Here is an 18,218-nt window from a genome sequence, read left to right as displayed (position 1 = left end):
CCCTTAACAATAAGGGGCAAGAACGCCCGTTTTAACGCCTTCCAAATTGAACAACTTTATCTCATTGAACCAGTTGTTCGGCATGGCTAAATGCGACAGGGGACTGCACGCATTTCTCCATGAACGCATTTTGATGTACTTAAATGGTGGCTTGTAACCCAGTTGCTTCAGCCGACGATGCAGCTTCGCTGGTTTCTTCCACTGTTTCAGTTGTAAACATCTCAGCCTGCGCCTCATCCATCCTGTCAGCCGTTTTAATTCACGACTACAGTTCGCTATCCTGAAGTAATTAGCAAATCCTCGTATCACAGGGTTCAGTTCTCGGATTACTCCTTCAAGGTTCGTTCCCCGATTCCTTTTCGTGATTCGCTTTACCTTTGCTTTCAGTGCGTTGAGCTTCTTTTCCTGTATGCGCGTATAGCTGCTCAGGATTTCAACTCCCAGAAATTTCACACCCTCGCCGCTATGGGCTATGTGTGTTTTATTCTGGTTGACCGTCAGTTTCAGGTCTTGCTCCAGTACTTTGGTCGCCACTTTCAGAGCGTTTTCTGCCGCTGCTTTGGAGCCACACAGAATCAGGATATCGTCCGCATAGCGGACAATCCTGTGCTTGCGTCGCATCATTTCCTGATCAAACGCATCAAGATAGACGTTTGAGATTAAGGGACTGATCACTCCGCCCTGTGGACTGCCTGTTTCCGTGGCTTCCAGTTGATAGCCAACCATCACCCCGCTTTTCAGGAACATTCTGATCAGGTTCAGGATGCTTCCATCTGCCACTTTGTGCCTGAACGCCTTGAGAATTAACTCGTGGTCGAGTCGGTCAAAGCATTTGGACAAGTCCATGTCCACCACCCAGCGTCTGTCGTACTTTCGTATGAACAGGGTCGCCTTGGTAATGGCTTGATGGCAGCTTCGATTCGGTCTGTACCCATAGCTGGACGGGTGGAAGTCCGGATCAAAGATCGGGGTCAGGATATTTAGAAGTGCTTGTTGGACGATTCGGTCTTTTACTGCGGGGATTCCCAGCAGACGCTTTCCACCGTCTTCTTTGTCGATTTCTACACGCTTTACCGGTAGCGGTTTGTAGCGCTTTTCCCGCAATTCAAGCAGTAACTGTTCAAGATTCCCACGCAGATTCGAGGCGTAGTCGCTCAGGCTCTGCCCATCTATTCCGGCCGCACCTTTCGCTTTCCATACCTTTTTGAATCCGTTGTAAAGCGCTTCCATCGTCAGCAAGCGCCCATACAGGCTATAATATACTCTCATCAGTTACTGTCTCACGACAGACAGATTGCGCCATCCTTCTACTGTGGCCGGATTCTTCATGGACATTCACAGGCGTTCTGGCTCAAGGCAATCTACCTGCTACCTGTCCTTTACTCCCGAGCGCGGCTCTTTCTTTTAGCAGGATTGTTCCCAACCTCACCAGCCGAAGATGTCCTGCCTCGTCAGGCAGCTTGTGCGCTCACAGTGTCATTCCTGCGGTCTGACTGTTCTTTAAGAATGCTTCACCCCTTCGCAACATCTGCCGCTTTTGACGACACATGCCCTACAGTCACTCTGGCTGTAGTCATTCCGGTTTTGCCCTCCGAACGGTTACCCGCCTTCACAGGCCGGAATTTCATCACTACTACAGGATCATCTGCCACCTCACACCACTGTTACCCTTGAGTTTCCTCTTGCGATAACAGCCCCTGAGATTCAGAGATTGATGCCAGGCTTCCCCAGTTACTAAACGGTTCCCCGTCAGAAATGCCACCCTCAAGCACAGAGTTGGGACTGACTGAGTATCGGGCTTTGCGCTATTTCGCACGCTTGCCGCTCCCAACCTGCCGAATCAGGTTCGCTTGCGCTGTGTACCTCTGACTTCCTATGGCTTCCTTCAGACCCAACCGTTGGCCAGTTACGCCCTTGCCATTCAGATTGCCTTCCCCTCAGTCGGGGCGGCTCAGGCTTCTTTCAGCCTGACGGGTTTGCCCGCTTCGCTGGGCAAACGAAAAAAGCCCTGCTAACGAATCAGCAGGGCTTCTAATATGGCGCGCTCGGGAGGATTCGAACCTCCGACCGCCTGGTTCGTAGCCAGGTACTCTATCCAGCTGAGCTACGAGCGCGCAAAACTTTTTATCAAACATCGTTCATTAAACTGTATGGCGGTGAGGGAGGGATTCGAACCCTCGATACGCGTTAACGTATACACGCTTTCCAGGCGTGCTCCTTCAGCCACTCGGACACCTCACCGTTTTTGTGGTTCGCCTCAGCAGCGAACGAGGCGTAATGTATAGAAACGCCGGTCAGTTCGCAACCGCAAATCGTTAAAATTCGGAAAATAACCAGCAAGTCATTTTTCTGACAAACATCTGATATCGTTAGAAAAAATGTCCGTTTTCAACTTCTCAGCCGACATTCACCACCCAGCATGACATTTTCCTAATACCTGCTATCTATTATCAGATAAGCAAATATCAAGAAGCCTTGTTATGCCTCCTATTCAATACCGCTCTCAGGTCATGGATCATCTCGGTCTAGTGGCTGGAATGTGCAAAGAGCTGGGCATTGCCGACCATATCGACAGGCGCGCGCCCAAAGTATCTGACGAATGGAACATCTCCCACGGTGAGGCCGTTGTCGCGATGATTATCAATGGCCTCGGCTTTACGGGGCAGTCTCTCCACATGTTCCCTCAGTTCTTCTCCAATAAACCCCTCGATAAACTGATCAGAGAGGGGATTGAGCCCGAGCACATAAACGACAAAGTTCTTGGAAGAACACTGGATGAACTGTTTGAACTGGGTGTCAGTAAAGTCTATTTTGAGCTGGCTATCAAGGTGGCTACGCATCTCAAATTGCCATGTGATGCACTCAACCTTGATGGCACAGGATTTCACGTCGATGGCCGTTATAACAGCGAGGAGGAAGTCAGTGACGAAGACCTCAATTGCATCAGGCTTTGCAAGGGCTACAGCCGAGATCATCGTCCTGATCTGAACCAGGCCATATTGCTCCTGCTGACCGAAAACCGGGCAGGCATTCCGATGTTTATGAAAGCAGCCAGCGGTAATGTGACGGACAAGACCAGTTTCAAACAAGTGGTTTCTGAGCATATAAAGAGCTTCAAAGCGGCACTTAATGCCCGTTACTTCATCGGTGATGCCGCATTGTATGTGGCTGAAACCGTTCAGGAACTGAGTCAGCAGGATCAGTTGTTTATCTCCAGAGTTCCTCTCAACATTGGTGCAGCCAAAGAACTGGTTCAAAGTGCGCCATTGCGCTCAATGGTTGAGGTTGAAGGGTTTGAGCATTACGAATCTGTAGAAACTCTGTCTGACTATGCAGGTGTCGTACAACGTTGGGTACTGTTTCGAAATAATCAAAGCCAGAAAACAGAACAGAAGACACTGACAAGGCGTATGCAGAAAAAGTCCCTGAAGGAATTCAAGGAACTTGAGAAATTGGGCAAGAAGCCATTCTGTTGCGAATCGGATGCCATGGAAGCTTTCAAGCTATGGCAAAAACAGTCCGTATACTGCCAGGCTGAACCTGAGATCATCGAGAGTCCCTGCTATAAAACCAAAGGCCGTCCTGCTGATGGGACAGTTCCCGACCACTATGAATATTATGTGACAGGCTCCTGCGCGGTTGCTGTACAGACTCGTCGTGATGCAGAAGCATCGTTGGGTTGTTTTGTTCTGGCAACCAACGATACAGATACAGCCCGGCTTGACGCTGGCGAACTACTGAGGACGTATAAATCCCAGCAGCAGGTTGAGAGAGGTTTTCGCTTCCTGAAGAGCCCTGATTTTCTGGTGTCTTCACTGTATCTCAAAAAACCTGAGCGTATTGAGGCCCTGTTAATGGTGATGACACTCTGCCTTATGGTCTATGCTGCAATTCAGCATCGAATCCGCTATGAACTGAAAAGGCAGAGCCGAACGTTCCCGGACATGAAGAAGAAACCAGCCCAGAACCCAACGGGCAGATGGGTTTTCCTGTGCTTTGATGGGATTCATGTGCTGTCGGTTAACGGGACGGAGAAACACATGGTTGGAATATCGGAGAGGCAATCGACGATCATTTTTATTTTGGGCTCAACGTACCAAGAAATTTATTCCTGAATAGGGTGGTGAATGACGGTCTCAGCCTATGGAAAGTCCGTCTTGTACAACAGTAACAACACTGATTTAATGGGCGTTCATTTTCTGAAAGGTTTCTGCCTGCTGTTCAATGAATACCCTAGCCAGTATTCCCGCAATTCACTCCCACACGCTACACACGTTGCCGGAGTACACCCCCAGGGCTCTGGATCAATACAATCTTCAGATCTGGCATAATCGGTATAACTGTTCACTTCATACCTGGTTGTCACAGGCAAAAGTTAAAACAGGCAAAAGTACCGTCTCTACCTGTTTCATCCTTTATATCGAATACAGAGACTACTGTCGCTGCAGCCGTTACACAGAGTTCAGTTTCAGTACCCTTCATGAAGCCCTCGAGTTTCGCACCCGTCAGGCAGGCATTGTTGAACTTCAGGGCATCAGCCCTCAAATGACCCAACGCTACCCTGTTAAAACTGAACCTCAGAACGATGAACCGGGTTGTTGAAGAAACGCCAGCTCTTCTGCTGTACTCTCTCTGCCGAGAATGGCATTGCGGTGAGGGTAGCGACCAAACTGTTGCACTATATCCCGATGCTGTCTGGCAAAATCCAGAGAACCGGACAAATACTCTTTCAGTTGCCCGTCAGCCTGGTCTGCCAGCCGGGTAAACTGTTTAACACAGTCATTCTGATCCGCCAGATTTTCGCTGTGCATCAGTGGCATAAAAAAGAAAGATTGCCAGAGTAACGGCAGCTCCCGATAAGCACCACCTTCAACACCTTGCCTACACAGTTCAAGTGCTTTCTGGTCGTACTGAAAAGCCCGGGGTTGATCACGAAACATGTTGCGGGGAAACTGGTCAAGGCAGATGATCGCGGCTAACCGACCTTCAGCCCTTTCCGACCACTTATCGCCAAGCCCCTGATGCACGTCATTAACCAGCTCCAGAAACCGGGATGTTATTTCTGCATCCACATCACTGTCTTTATGCCACCAGCGTTTAAGCTGTGCCTTTCCAAGGGCTTCGCCGCCAAACCAGAAATCCAGAACCTGCTGACTGTTCATTATTTTGCCTCCCTCAGGCATGACATTTATCGATGGCAAGCACGATTCAGTAAACCATACTTAAATTCAGTCTCCATTGAAAATATCCAGAATGACTCCAAATAGTCATTACCCTTTCCAACAAATCAAACCGGTTACCGAACATCATGACAGACCAGGAATCTACCGATCCAGAAGTTATTTCTGCTGATGAGCAGGATGTAGAAGCAGGCACCACACTGGTTCTTCCTGAACACGCTCTTCCAGACAAACTTTACCTGATACCTGTATCCAACCGTCCATTCTTCCCTGCACAGGTTCAGCCACTGGTATTCAGTAGCGAAGACTGGGAAGAAACTCTGCAACGGGTTAGCCAGAGCCCCCATAAGGTGGTGGGTCTGAGCTATGTAGCGGGTATGCCGGGGGATGGCAGTAAGGTTGATCCGGAAGATTTTCCGGAGGTTGGCTGCACCGTAAAAATTCATAATGTAGTGGGTGAAGGTGACCAGATTCAGTTTATCGCCCTGGGCATGCAGCGTTTCCGCATCAAGCAATGGTTACGCAGACGTCCTCCTTATCTGGTTCAGGTGGAATATCCCGAAAATATTCAGGACGACAGCGACGAAATCAAAGCCTATGCCCTGGCATTGATTCAGGCTATTAAAGAGTTGATTCCGCTGAACCCGCTCTACAGCGAAGAGCTGAAAAACTATCTGAACCGCTTCAGTCCCAAAGACCCTTCCCCACTGGCCGACTTCGCTGCAGCTATCACCACCGCCCCCGGACAGGAACTGCAGGATGTTCTGGAAACCCTGAAAGTCCAGCGGCGCATGGAAAAAGTGCTGGTCCTGATCCGTAAAGAGCAGGAAGTGGCAAGACTGCAGGGTGAAATCAATGCTGAAGTCAATCGTAAGATCAGCAAACACCAGAGAGAGTTCTTCCTCCGTGAACAGCTCAAGGTTATTCAGAAAGAGCTGGGAATCTCCAAGGATGATCGTACCGCTGAGATAGAAGAGTTTGAGTCCCGTCTTGAAGCACTTGAAGTGCCTGAAACCGCCCGTAAGAAAATTGACGACGAGCTGAAGAAGCTGTCTATTCTGGAAGTCGGTTCACCGGAGTATGCCATCTGTCGCAACTATCTGGACTGGGCCACTTCTGTTCCCTGGGGACGTTTTTCCGAGGACAACCTTGATCTGGACTTTGCCCGCAAGGTACTCGACGAAGACCATGACGGGCTGGAAGACGTCAAGGATCGAATTATTGAATTTCTGGCTGTCGGAGCGTTCAAGAAAGAAATTTCCGGCTCCATCATGTTGCTGGCTGGTCCACCCGGGGTTGGCAAAACATCCATTGGCCGTTCAGTCGCAAGATCTTTGGGCCGCAAGTTCTACCGTTTCAGTCTCGGGGGCATGCAGGACGAAGCGGAAATAAAAGGTCATCGTCGTACTTACATTGGCGCCCTGCCGGGCAAACTGGTTCAGGCGCTTAAAGAGGTTGATGTTGCCAACCCGGTCATTATGCTGGATGAAATTGACAAGATTGGTGCTTCCTACCGGGGTGATCCTGCCTCCGCATTGCTGGAGGTTCTTGACCCGGAACAGAACAGTGAGTTTCTGGATCATTATCTGGATATGCGCATTGACCTGTCCAAGGTGCTGTTTGTCAGTACTGCCAACCAGCTCGACACCATTCCCGGCCCCCTGCTCGACCGGATGGACACCATACGACTGTCCGGTTACATCACCGAAGAGAAGCTGGCGATTGCCAGAAATCACCTCTGGCCAAAACTACTGAAGAATGCCGGGCTGAAAAAGGCTCAACTGAAAATTTCTGACGCCACTCTGAAAGTGCTGATAGAAGGCTATGCCCGTGAAGCGGGTGTTCGTCATCTGGAAAAACTACTGCAGAAAATCATTCGCAAAGCCGTGGTGGTACTGCTGAAAGGTAAGCAGAAGAGCCTGAGCGTTACCATCAAAAGCCTTGAGGAATACCTGGGCGCACCCTACTTCCGTAAAGAGAAAGCCATTGACGGCGTCGGCGTGGTGACCGGGCTGGCCTGGACCTCCATGGGCGGTGCCACCCTCCCGGTGGAAGCGGGGCTGGTGCATCGTCACCGTGCCGGATTCAAGCTGACGGGTAAGCTGGGCGATGTGATGAAAGAATCGGCTGAAATTGCCTATAGCTACGTTTCCAGTCAGACCGGCCAGTTCGGTGCCGACGAAAAGTTTTTTGAAAAGGCCTTTATCCACCTGCACGTACCGGAGGGCGCAACCCCTAAAGACGGTCCCAGCGCAGGTGTGACAATGGCTACCGCTCTGATCTCACTGGCACAGGGGAAAAAGCCCAGACCTGTCGCCATGACCGGAGAGCTGACCCTGACAGGTCGGGTACTGGCTGTCGGAGGAATTCGCGAGAAAGTGATTGCAGCCCGCAGACAGGGCATTTCAGAACTGATTCTGCCAGAGGAAAACCGTCGCGATTACGACGAGCTGCCTGACTACATCCGGTCGGGAATGGTCGTCCATTTCGCGAGCGTTTACAACGATGTCTATCAGGCGATGTTTGCGAGAAAAGCAGCACGCAAAACAACGAAAAAGAAAAACAGAAGCTGAAACGAACTGTGCCGCCAGTATAAGGCGGCACAGATTTTTTCTTACGCTCTATGAACGAGGGCAACCCCCGTTTGGACACATGAGTGAGCATGTATATTTATAACGCCTGCGCACGGCTCTGTCCAAAAATACCTGAGACTGTTAACGCATATAAAGCCAGCCTTTTATCTAAACAATAAGTCAGAACTACGACTGCTAGACTTTAAACAGTGCTCATTACCACAGGACAAGGCTGTTTAAAGCCCGGCAAGCATGGAACCCAGCAGACCGTCATTATCCACAGACTCGTTACCGTTTTATGATGCACTGGAGAGCCTGCCGCATCCTGATACTTCCTCATCAGACCCATCGCATGACCATCGAAAAGTAGACACGGTCGACCTTAACCAGGTGTTCAGGCAAATACCCAGCCGCAAAGATGACGGAACTATTGATTCCTTTAAACCAATACAAAAAATGCAGGTTGATATCCAGCAACCACAGTCCGGCCGTTTGCAACGTGCCTTTGGCTGGTTTTGGGGAGCGCCTCCTGAACAGGCTGAAGGAACCAGCAAAACAGCCACACCAGCAACCGAAAAAACCGGTGGGACAGACAAGCCCGCCAGCTCCCACTGGATCGTCCGGGGACTTAAAAACTATATCCTCAGCCCTGTCAGGGACTTTCTGGTCAAGCCACTGGCGGAACGCGTTGTTAAACCCGTTGCCAATCAGGTCATCGTCAAGCCCTTTAAACACTTTATTGTGCCTCAGGCTCAGAAGCGGACTGCCAATCTGGCCAGATATCAGCTATTGGAAAAATGGGCCGGGGTAACGTTTGATATGACGGATGAAACCTGGCAGCAAATATTCACCGATATACTCCTGACTGCATTTAAAGATCTCGACCCCAACAAAGCAGGTATTTATCAACACCTTAAAATCCCCAAACTGACAATAGAAACCCAGAACGGGCCTCTTGTTGTATCCAACCTGTCCCTGTCAGCCTGTCTGCAGCCACCCGGTAGCGAAAGTACTGAAATTCAGGATCAGCAACGCCAGACAACCATCAGTATCCATCAGGTACGCTGCGATGTAGATATTCCTGTGGAGTACCAGAAAGAGCCTGTCAGCCTGAAAGTCGCAACCAACTTAGGGCAGGTGCATCTGGGAACGGATATTGGAAAATTTCTTAACTTCACGTCAGCCTACACCTGGTTACGAGAAGGTAAAGACAGCTCAAACCTGCCCCACGACAACACAGCTGTTCAGGTTTCACTGACAGAGCTTGAGGTAAAGTACAGCAATACCAATACCGCTTATGCGCTTGACGGAGAATATGCAGACCCGGCCAGCAAACACCCGGGGCTGGCCGAATTTGATAAAGGCACAGCGACCTTCAAAGATCTGAAGATTTCCAAAAAGATTAATCTCGTCCATCAGGAGGCTGACCAGTCAGCCGTCACCACCCTGGGGGGGATGGAAATTAATTTTGACCCCGATGGCGACAGACCTTCCGTCGTCGCGCTGAATAAGATTGCCCTGTCTGATATGGACAAAGATCACAACGGCTCACTGAGCTGTGAGCTGACACTTGAACCAAAGCATCTAAAACAGTCTTCATCTTTACTGTTACGTCTGATGGGCGTTTTACTGGGCGGGCAAACAAAACTATCCCTGCACGCCCCGGTTCGCAGAGGTGACATAGCGCTTAAAGACCTGAAACATTCCAAAACGCAACTGAAAGCGCTATCTGACCGTGAACGGCAGGACAAAGGTTATATTGATGTTGAAAGCAGCAATCCGCTGATTAAGCTGATACTCGGCCCACTGCTTCGTTCCCGGTTTACCAGGATTATTCACACTGCAAACGGTCCGTCCATTCAGGTAGGCGCACAGGTTGAAGTTCAACTTCCCGGACTGATACCCGGTAGTGAAAAAGAAGGCGATCATGGAACCATTGTCATGACCGAGCTGTTCGACCAGATCGGTGGTGACCTGCTCCAGGGCTGGTCTTTAATTAACTCAAGGCTTCTGATCTGCCCGAAACGACTCGAACAGCAGTGTATTCTTGCCAGCCGCGAAAAAGCGACAGACCCCACCAGACCAGAACAGTCAAGGCAACTGGTCCTGATGCATAAGGAGTTAACGGAGCGCCAACACCATCGCGAAGCACTCAGAGCCAGCCTCGCCATCACCGCCCCGGTTTACAAAAAGTTAATACTCGAATGCGATGATCCGGTTGAGCGGGCTGAATATTATAAAATTGCCCACGAACTGACAGAAGTAGACCCACCAAAGTCCGTCGCCATTTTCGCTGCACTGTTACAAAGAAAACATTATGCAGAAGTGCCTGAAGCTGCAGACCCGGACTGGCTGACGCAAAAGGCTTTGGATTTTGAGCGAGAAGAGCCTGACAATATCGAGCTGGTCATTGATACGCTGTCGTTTGCTTACAAGTCTGACCCGTTCGCTGGCTCAGAGGCCATGTGTCAGTTACTTCGTCTGGTGAAAGAGGGACGCTGCCCCGGAGAAGTCATCACTCAACTGATCTGCGACCATGTCAAAAGTGGTCGCTTTGAGGGATCACCAAAAGCGCTTGCACAAACGGTGGACGCCATCGAAAGCGTCGTTGGAGAGTCCGTGGTTCAAATCCTGCGAGAATATCCCACCAGACCATTGGCTGATCTGTCAGCGAGTGACCCTGAAGCCCCGGAACTCATCAACAGAATCAGCAGCCTGATGCAGAGATATAAATTGCCAGTACCTGCCGCTGAAATACAGCTGCTCACTCAGGGAGAATTTGCCGCTGAACAGATTTTGGCAACGGGTATTCATAACCACAACCCGGATGCCCTGAGGGCAAGGGTTCGCTGGGAAATCATAGACGGCAGTATCGGTTATCCAAGATATATTGATGCCGCCAGCCTGCTGCTTGAAACGCTTTCCAACACGGCATTACCTGCTGAAATGAAAGAGGCTGGAAAAGAAGCCTTCTATGAACTCTGGCAACATACCCATGACAAACCGGAAGTAGCAAAAGCATTTTGTCACTCATTTAATACTCCCGATGATCATCCTTATAACCGTTTCGTACAACAGCTATTTTCGATACCCCACGACCTGACCCTTAGACCCGATGAGTTAGTTAACAAAATACACGAAATGCGCCCGTTGCTGTTGCAGGCAAAAGAAACGGATGACATTGCACCTGCCCAGCTGGAGATGATCAATCATTTCGCGACACTGTTGAACAACCTTCAGGCCCTGAATGATCAGGCCCGACTATCAACTCTGCTGGTACAACAGATGCAAGATGGACAACAAACACTTCAGAGTCTGCTTCCGGCTGCCATTACGCCAGTCCGGGCGAACCTGAACCGTGGTCATGGAAATACCCGTGTGCCAGAAGCCGCACCGGACTGGATGCAGGAAGCAACAGACCACAGAAAGCTCAATTAACAAAGCTCAATTAACAAAGCGCAATTAACACAATCCAATTAACACAACTGTCAGAAACAGGATGTTACATGAACAGGCTTGAACCAAAAGGGGGACATTCCGACGCTCTGCAAACCGCTTCCAAAGCAAAAAGAAGCGAACAGACGACGGAAAAAGGTCGACATAAAGGGCAGGAGGTCTCTTATACAGAAGCGCCTGCCTCCCAGTCAAAAACACGCGACAAAGCGGGTGTATTAGACCAGATGCCAGACCTTGAGCAGCGTCAGATTGACAAGCTTGAACAGGAAATGAATCTGCTCAGGGGTGCGGTAGAAACCCCTGACACCAGCACTCCTGACAACAGCCCCCCCTCCAAAGAAAGCCCGGAGAAATCCGGCGTCCACGAACTGCAACCAGACGACAGAGCAACACAAAACAGTACCGAATCGCCACAACCGCTGGCCTACCAGTCAAAAAGCTCTGTATTTTCTTCCCTGATTTCAAAAATAGCCAAAAAAGTTGTCACATCAACCGGCTACTTAATGGATACAAAAGCGCTTGAAGTGAGCAAAAAGCTCAAGAAAGTGACTAAGAAACAGTATGAGAAAGCCAGAAATCTCTGTGTAGACACCGAGAAAAAAATTAAGACACTTGAAGATAAAATTAAAAAACTGGAAAACGGATCGGGTCAACTAAAGTTCTTCAAAGCATCCAGAACCAGAGAGCTTCAGGAAAAAAAAGCAGAACTGAAAGAAGAGCAACTGGCACTCCCTAAACATCGCGAACAGGCTGCCGCTCTCTGTCGTGAATTTGAGAAAGCCGTTCAATCCTATGAAAGTCTTGCCTCCAACGGAAAAAAGGTAATTGAGCCTCTCTCAACGTTTCTGGCTTCCGTCAGAGATTTTTACGCCGCGAGCCACCCCGGGCAGGGGAAGCCCGAAAACGTGCGTATTGATATTCCTCTGGATCATCTGGCGCTCAATACCCCGGAAGGGCAAATCGTACTCGACAATGTTAATGTCTGCATTGCAGGCATAGACTTTGTCAAAGGCCCGGGCGGCAAGATGTGTCCTGTTTTCAAAATTTCAGAACTGAAAGCAACAACAGCCGTTGATATGCCGGACGGTCAGGTGATTAAAGCCAGCGTAACCGCCAGCGGTATAAAAGCAGGTCTCTCAGGCAGTATGGGACAAATGCTGTTTAACTACATTACGGCTCCGAACGCTCTGTCTGCTGGTTATGGCCTGCTGAAAGAAATCGGTCAAGTGACTCAGGCACCCAATTTTGTTTCCCTGAATGCTCAGGAGATCAATGTTGAACTCCCGGAATTTGCCCCAGCTGACGTTGCCTCATTGTTCAAGAGTGTAAAAGCTTCGCCAGAGCCATTCATTGACGCCCTGTTCAGACAGCTGAATTTCCGGCTGTCAGCAAAACTGGGAAAAGTAACGGTTGCTACTAAAGGGGAGCTGCAGGCTGACGGTGCTTTTTCAGACATCCATCTGGATTACCACCCCAAAATCCCTGATACAGAAGCCGCGCCTGCTGCCAGAAAGGGGGAGACTCCAAGACGCCTGAACGTTCAGTGTGGCCGTGCGGAAGGGAGCATTAATAATGCGCTGGAAGTGGTCAACGAGTTGAAAGAGGTTCTTACACCGTCCAGCCCATTTGCCCGGTGGCAGGATATAGCCTTGCCTCTGAACCAGCCTCCTCCCTATTCAGATAACCCACCACCGCCTTATTCAGAACAACCGTCAGACACTCCGGTAATTCCTGACGATGAAGTACGCCCTTTTCCTCAAAAAAAGCCGCACAAAGCCAGTGAACTGATGACACTGACGGGCAAAACACAATTTTCAGCCAGCAGCATTAATATTGACCTGACTCGTAATGTTGAGGGTGCGGGTACCGGGGAAGCTCGTCTCTCTGGCTGTGAGCGTATAGCAGCCAATGTAGAAAAAGTGTCCGTAAAGAACCAGGGAGACCTGGATGCCATGGTTACCGCCACTGGAATAAACGGCCATGTCACCCTAACGGATGGAAAACCCCTGCCATCGCCACAGGGCTCAAGCATACGCCCTGCCAGGCTGGATGCTGATGTTAACATTGGCAACGTAAAAGTCGACATCAGTACACCCGAAGGGAAAGGGATAGAGAAGGCTCTCGGAGAGGACACCCTTATCAGAGGTAAGCTGAAACTGACCGCAACAAAGCCCGCCAGTATCCACTGCATGAAACTGGGCGATAACCTGACCGTCACGGGAGAGATACCGGATCTCAACACCCATGTATCACAGCCCTTTGAACTCTCCCGGAATGGTAATGGTATTCATTTGCCCGAAGGCCATGTAGGACTGAAGGGCAAGGTGGCAGTAACAACCAACAAACACGTTATGACGATCAGACCCGATCTGACTCTCAACAGTGAAGACGTGCTGGAAGTGCTGGTCGACGGTCAACACATTCCACTAGATCTCAGCACTGCTGTCTCGATCGAAAGAACCTCTCCCAAACTGTTTGTTCGCGAAGACCCGGAAACCGGGGCTAAAACCATAACGCCCGTGATATCCAGAGGCGAGCTGAACTTTGACCGTTTAAAAGCCGGGCCTGTCACCATGGGACAGGTTAAAGTGGTTCTGGATGGCGAGAACTTCGGATCGGTTCATGTTACCGAAGCCGAAGTCAATCTCAGGGCAGTCACAAAGCTGCTTTACTCACCGTCGCAGGACAAGAGTGCCGGGGCGACCCGTGGTGTTAAGCTGCCCGGGTTCATGAAAAACCCTATCATCAAGTGGTTTATCAAGCGAGCCGCCCGTCATCAGCGCCTTACTTGTGATGCCCAGTTAAAAATTGTGGGTGGTGCGGTTGACTTGAAACAGCTCGACAAAGTTGATCTCAAACTGGCTCCTACTTCCCGATCCCGCATTGACCGTTTTTTCAGTTGGGCATTGAACAAAGTGGTGCAGCGTTACAAACAACAACTGCTGCAGTTTTCACTCGCCATTGAACACCGGACCGTTCTGGATAAAGACGACATTTATCAATCATTTAAAACGACAGAAGCCGTCAGTGAGCCAGCCCCTAAAGCCGCTTATCCGACACCGGCAGAGTCAGAAGGCGATGGTATGGAACCGCCTGAATTTGTCGATATGGCATCTATACGGACAGCCTTTAAACGTACGCCAGTATTAAAGCTGCCCGCCCCCATTGGTATTGAAGTCCCCCTGCCTCTGCCTGCTGACTGTATCCAGCCCGATGCAAAAACCCTTTCTCTGTCTTCTCTGCTCAGACAAAACACCGGAGCCCTGGTGGTTTCCGGGCCTGACGTAGAGGAGCTTGAGAAAGCACTGAAACAGATTGACGCAGGAAACCCGGCTGCCGTCACCCATCTGCTGGGAATCATAGAGCAACATCATGACAACCCATCCTGGCAGGGATTAGTTCACCTTGTGGCAAAACAGTTCCCGATTAAAGCGATTGAAAAACTGTTTAACGAACGCCCCGACGTCAAAGAGTCGCTGGTACCAGGGCTATTGAAATGTGCTGACAAGCTGTTGTCACATCCGGAACTTTGCATTGAGGCATCCCAGCTCTGTCAGCTGGCAGGCCAGCCACTGGACATCAACCGGATAGAACAGGTGATAGAACAGGCAGACACCGATCCACACATCAACCTGACAGGACTGGCGCTGCTGTTGGAGACCAGATTCAATAACGCGTTTCTGGCTAAATCGTGTTATGAAAAAGCGCTTGCACAAAATCCATCTGACCCGCTGGCTAATCGCTGTCTTGGTAAACTGCTGCTCACAGAGCAAAGCAGGACATTCAACTTCAATGACGTCCATGCCGCCTTTGAACACCTGATTGCGGCATGGCAGGCAGGAGACCGGACGATACGCCATGAGCTGGAACAACTGGAAAGCTTCCACAGTCAGGAACTTGATGCCGCTCACAATGCCGTTATAACCCGGGCTGCCAAGCTCAGACTGGCAATGATCTGTCTGGAAGAAGAACAGGATCACCACGACTTTACCAAAGGAATGACACGACTGGTCGAACTGGCACTTCAACAAACTGACCCACTAACACAGCAACAGGCCATCAAGCTGATTGAACACAGACGATCAACCGGAGACCTGATATTCCACACCGGTGATCCTGACGTTTATAAGGCCAGTCAGCAACAACTGGAAGCTGCCAGCAAACACCTCAGGAAACCGGACATCAAAGCATTGCAGCCTTTTGCCAGAGACCTGGGCATGAAATGCCTGTATGGCAGCCACGGTGTTGTGCAGAATCTCGATATGGCAGTGCAGTTACTGATCATTGCGGGCAGTCAGGGAGATCACGAAGCTCGCTTTCATCTCAGATTAGCCGAAGCAACCTTGAAGCCGAAGCAGCAAAAATCTTACGACAAACTAAGAGCAGCAGCTATTGCTGCAGCTGCCTGACAACCCTCGTCACGGGTTTCATTTAACGATGGCTGGCGTTCAGTTAGTTTTTATCAGATAGCTTTTGTCAGATAGCTTTTGTCAGATAGCTTTTAACGGTATTAACGACAGCCTGCGTCTGACTGTCGATTTCAAGATTTACCCTGTCCCCTGGCTGACAGTTGCCAAACGTTGTGAGTTTCAGGGTTTCCGGAATCAGATGGACACAGAAGCGATTATCTTTGACTTCCTCGCCAATGGTCAGGCTGGAACCGTTCAGGGCGATATAGCCCTTAGGGAGAATATAATCAGACCAGCGGGCATCAAACCGGAAAAACACTGTCGTGTTGTCAGGGGTGTTAATCACCTCGTCAATCACCACGGTATCGTGAATATGCCCTGATAACAGGTGGCCGCCGATTTCATCACCAAAGCGGGCAGCCCTTTCGATATTAACCAGTGTTCCCGGCTCAAGCTCTCCGAGGTTAGTGACTCGCAGTGTCTCCTGCATGGCATCAAAGGTAACTTCAGATTCACTGAACCCCGTTACCGTAAGACAGATGCCGTTAATCGCAATACTGGCTCCGGTTTCAACACCACTCAGAAGCTCTGGTGGCAAAGCCACCGACAGGGTTGCAAACTGTTCTTTCCTCACAATAGCGCTGACAGGAAACACACCTTTGACGATACCGGTAAACATATTGATGTTCTCATTACTGCCTAAAAACAAGAATGTTATCTTAACATCAGCTTTCTTCAGCCTTCCAATGGCTGCAGGCTCATAAGCCGCTCCAGAGCCGCCAGACTGTCTGGCGTGTAGTTTCTGTGAAAGCGATTGGACAAAATATGTTCCGGCTTTTCCCTGACAACCGCAGCCACTTCATCTTCCTGCAGAATCAGCTCACCATCGTACTGGCAGCTGTAGACCTTCCCCCATACCCGACAGTCGTCGTTGTGAAAGTAAAAATGAAAGTGTTCGGTTAAAGGCAAGCCTGAGATACCCAGTTCTTCTTCCAGCTCACGATAAGCGGTTTCGTCATACTCTTCCCCTTCGGCGACAACACCGCCAGTAGCAGGATCAAAAAAACCGGGAAAAAGATCTTTGGTCATTGTACGTTCCTGTACGTACACACACCCTTGCGAATCAAAAACAAACACATAAGTGGCCCGATGGCACAGTTTTTCTCTGCGCATCTGCTGGCGGCTGACTGCGCCTGTAATATGGTTATGTTCATCAACCACGATCACCCTTTCTTCTACGGATGACTGGTTGCAGGTTACGGTGGGCTGGGAAATATTTGCATGATGATCAGACATCGACACTGCATCCTCTGGACAACTGTTGTTATTATTGTGCTGGATTACAGACTAAGAGTTGAATCACAACGTCTCACAGCCCACATATTAGAGTGCAAAACCTCGTCAGGCAACACCATCAGGCAATCGCTGCCTTCTGCCGGTCAGTCAGTACCACGGGATGCACCAGTTCATCAAAGTCCTTCCAGTCAATCACCAACAGTTCAGAAGCGTCGCCACTGTTAAAAGCCAGAGTTTGACCTGACTTGAGGGTCTCCATAGCATAAACCGGCAAACCATACAGATTGCCAAAAGGCGGCATCGCCCCCGGTTCGCAGGTAGGGAAATGACTGGCAAACTCCTCCTCAGCGGCCAGTTCTGCCGTATGACTGCCCGCGACATGGCGCAACATACTGAAATTGACTCGTTCTGTGGCGGGTAAAACACAGAGCGCCATTTTGCCATCCAGCTTGACGACGACGGTTTTTGCCACCCTGTGACCACTGATATGAGCCTGCTCTGCAACTTCCTGGGCTGTAAAGGCGGGTGTATGCCGCTGAGTCCTGTAAGGTACACGGTGAGCAGCTAAAAAATCAGCCACTTTCTGAACCGGCATGATAGGCACCTCATAAACATTCCGGACATCGAATACAAAAGGGTTAAGACAAAAACAAGATGAGAAACGAGGATGTCCGGTTGTGAATAAAATCGTGGAATAAGGCTAAATACAAAGATAGTGCTACAAAGGCAGTGCTACAAAAGATAGCGCTACAAAAGATAGTGCTACACAAGATAGCGACATAAGGTATTGAATAATCAACCCAAAAACTCTGAATCTGTCAGAGGAATCGCCATTCGTCAAGACTGATAAATTTCAGGCAATAGCCATATAATAACCCTGTCTCCGAAATAGTCCGGGTGTTCGAATATGACAACAAACCACACCTCTGTTTACACCATCACCACCACGGTCAACCCCGTGGGAAGCATGCGCGTATTATCCAACCGGGGAGTACAGAAACTACAGGACACCAGCAAACGAGGCTTACACCGCCTTTTCCGACAATGCGCCCTGGCGGTATTGAACGGCGAGCATGAAGGCGACAGCGCAGAAGAGCTGATGACCCTGTGAAAGCCAGAAGCTATAGCCTGGCTCGGTTTCCACTTAACTTATACCGCACTATCCGATATACTGCCCGCGCTGCCGGTGCCTGTGCTCAGGCTCCTGATCCTATTACAAACAGTCAAAAATCAATCAACGACAACCACTAATAACAAGGACTACCGGCAAAGGGATGAAGCGCTCATCCCTGTTTTTTATAGCT

General features: G+C 49.8%; 12 protein-coding genes and 2 tRNA genes. 7 read left to right on the top strand and 7 right to left on the bottom strand.

The window, feature by feature from the left end; all coding sequences use genetic code 11:
- Window positions 1–3: 3 nt before the first annotated feature.
- Window positions 4–1,269, bottom strand: coding sequence for a group II intron reverse transcriptase/maturase (gene ltrA, locus NX722_RS06110; protein ID WP_262563619.1), 1,266 nt, complete (start codon window positions 1,267–1,269; stop codon window positions 4–6).
- Window positions 1,270–1,850: 581 nt separating this feature from the next.
- On the opposite strand from ltrA, the gene NX722_RS06105 reads away from it, so the two are divergent.
- A complete protein-coding gene (locus NX722_RS06105) occupies window positions 1,851–2,015 on the top strand; it encodes a hypothetical protein (protein ID WP_262567206.1) in 165 nt (54 codons plus the stop codon).
- 22 nt (window positions 2,016–2,037) lie between these two features.
- Here NX722_RS06105 and NX722_RS06100 read toward each other — a convergent pair.
- Window positions 2,038–2,114, bottom strand: a tRNA-Arg gene (locus NX722_RS06100).
- A 37-nt stretch (window positions 2,115–2,151) separates the two neighbouring features.
- Window positions 2,152–2,241 (bottom strand) — tRNA-Ser (locus NX722_RS06095).
- A 239-nt stretch (window positions 2,242–2,480) separates the two neighbouring features.
- Between NX722_RS06095 and NX722_RS06090 the strand changes: the two genes are divergently transcribed.
- Complete coding sequence (locus tag NX722_RS06090) at window positions 2,481–4,115, top strand: IS1634 family transposase (RefSeq protein WP_262563869.1); 1,635 nt, start codon at window positions 2,481–2,483, stop codon at window positions 4,113–4,115.
- A 109-nt stretch (window positions 4,116–4,224) separates the two neighbouring features.
- Complete coding sequence (locus NX722_RS06085; RefSeq protein ID WP_262567205.1) at window positions 4,225–4,602, top strand: hypothetical protein; 378 nt, start codon at window positions 4,225–4,227, stop codon at window positions 4,600–4,602.
- Here the strand turns inward: NX722_RS06085 and NX722_RS06080 are convergent.
- On the bottom strand, window positions 4,578–5,162 hold the full coding sequence (locus tag NX722_RS06080; RefSeq protein ID WP_262567204.1) for a DUF924 family protein: 585 nt from the start codon (window positions 5,160–5,162) through the stop codon (window positions 4,578–4,580). The genes NX722_RS06085 and NX722_RS06080 overlap by 25 nt on opposite strands.
- A gap of 146 nt (window positions 5,163–5,308) precedes the next feature.
- Between NX722_RS06080 and lon the strand changes: the two genes are divergently transcribed.
- From lon to NX722_RS06065, 3 genes are all read left to right on the top strand, one after another.
- Window positions 5,309–7,753, top strand: coding sequence for an endopeptidase La (gene lon, locus NX722_RS06075; protein ID WP_262567203.1), 2,445 nt, complete (start codon window positions 5,309–5,311; stop codon window positions 7,751–7,753).
- A 252-nt stretch (window positions 7,754–8,005) separates the two neighbouring features.
- Window positions 8,006–11,191 (top strand): hypothetical protein, encoded by a 3,186-nt coding sequence (locus NX722_RS06070; RefSeq protein ID WP_262567202.1) that lies wholly within the window; start codon window positions 8,006–8,008, stop codon window positions 11,189–11,191.
- A 68-nt stretch (window positions 11,192–11,259) separates the two neighbouring features.
- Window positions 11,260–15,618, top strand: coding sequence for a hypothetical protein (locus tag NX722_RS06065; RefSeq protein ID WP_262567201.1), 4,359 nt, complete (start codon window positions 11,260–11,262; stop codon window positions 15,616–15,618).
- A 67-nt stretch (window positions 15,619–15,685) separates the two neighbouring features.
- Here NX722_RS06065 and NX722_RS06060 read toward each other — a convergent pair whose 3' ends face one another.
- The 3 genes from NX722_RS06060 to NX722_RS06050 form a co-directional block, all read right to left on the bottom strand.
- Entirely contained in the window at window positions 15,686–16,327 is a 642-nt protein-coding gene (locus NX722_RS06060) for a riboflavin synthase subunit alpha (protein ID WP_322740913.1), read from the bottom strand.
- Between the two features lie 26 nt (window positions 16,328–16,353).
- The gene (gene yfcD, locus NX722_RS06055; protein WP_262567200.1) at window positions 16,354–16,914 is read right to left on the bottom strand and encodes an NUDIX hydrolase YfcD; all 561 of its coding nucleotides are present in this window, start codon (window positions 16,912–16,914) and stop codon (window positions 16,354–16,356) included.
- Between the two features lie 118 nt (window positions 16,915–17,032).
- Window positions 17,033–17,509 (bottom strand): aminoacyl-tRNA deacylase, encoded by a 477-nt coding sequence (locus tag NX722_RS06050; protein WP_262567199.1) that lies wholly within the window; start codon window positions 17,507–17,509, stop codon window positions 17,033–17,035.
- 312 nt (window positions 17,510–17,821) lie between these two features.
- Here NX722_RS06050 and NX722_RS06045 point away from each other — a divergent pair, with 312 nt between their 5' ends.
- Window positions 17,822–18,025, top strand: coding sequence for a pyrimidine/purine nucleosidase domain-containing protein (locus NX722_RS06045; RefSeq protein WP_262567198.1), 204 nt, complete (start codon window positions 17,822–17,824; stop codon window positions 18,023–18,025).
- Window positions 18,026–18,218 lie beyond the last annotated feature (193 nt).

The sequence above is a fragment of the Endozoicomonas gorgoniicola genome (assembly GCF_025562715.2).
In the GTDB taxonomy this organism is placed as follows: domain Bacteria; phylum Pseudomonadota; class Gammaproteobacteria; order Pseudomonadales; family Endozoicomonadaceae; genus Endozoicomonas_A; species Endozoicomonas_A gorgoniicola.
This window is presented reverse-complemented; position numbering and strand designations above follow the sequence as displayed.

Bases quoted from the DNA above. Each gene is read 5' to 3' on its own strand.
- ltrA (WP_262563619.1), bottom strand. From the start codon at position 1,269: ATGAGAGTATATTATAGCCTGTATGGGCGCTTGCTGACGATGGAAGCG.
- NX722_RS06090 (WP_262563869.1), top strand. From the start codon at position 2,481: ATGCCTCCTATTCAATACCGCTCTCAGGTCATGGATCATCTCGGTCTA.
- NX722_RS06085 (WP_262567205.1), top strand. From the start codon at position 4,225: ATGAATACCCTAGCCAGTATTCCCGCAATTCACTCCCACACGCTACAC.
- NX722_RS06080 (WP_262567204.1), bottom strand. From the start codon at position 5,162: ATGAACAGTCAGCAGGTTCTGGATTTCTGGTTTGGCGGCGAAGCCCTT.
- lon (WP_262567203.1), top strand. From the start codon at position 5,309: ATGACAGACCAGGAATCTACCGATCCAGAAGTTATTTCTGCTGATGAG.
- NX722_RS06070 (WP_262567202.1), top strand. From the start codon at position 8,006: ATGGAACCCAGCAGACCGTCATTATCCACAGACTCGTTACCGTTTTAT.
- NX722_RS06065 (WP_262567201.1), top strand. From the start codon at position 11,260: ATGAACAGGCTTGAACCAAAAGGGGGACATTCCGACGCTCTGCAAACC.
- yfcD (WP_262567200.1), bottom strand. From the start codon at position 16,914: ATGTCTGATCATCATGCAAATATTTCCCAGCCCACCGTAACCTGCAAC.
- NX722_RS06050 (WP_262567199.1), bottom strand. From the start codon at position 17,509: ATGCCGGTTCAGAAAGTGGCTGATTTTTTAGCTGCTCACCGTGTACCT.
- NX722_RS06045 (WP_262567198.1), top strand. From the start codon at position 17,822: ATGACAACAAACCACACCTCTGTTTACACCATCACCACCACGGTCAAC.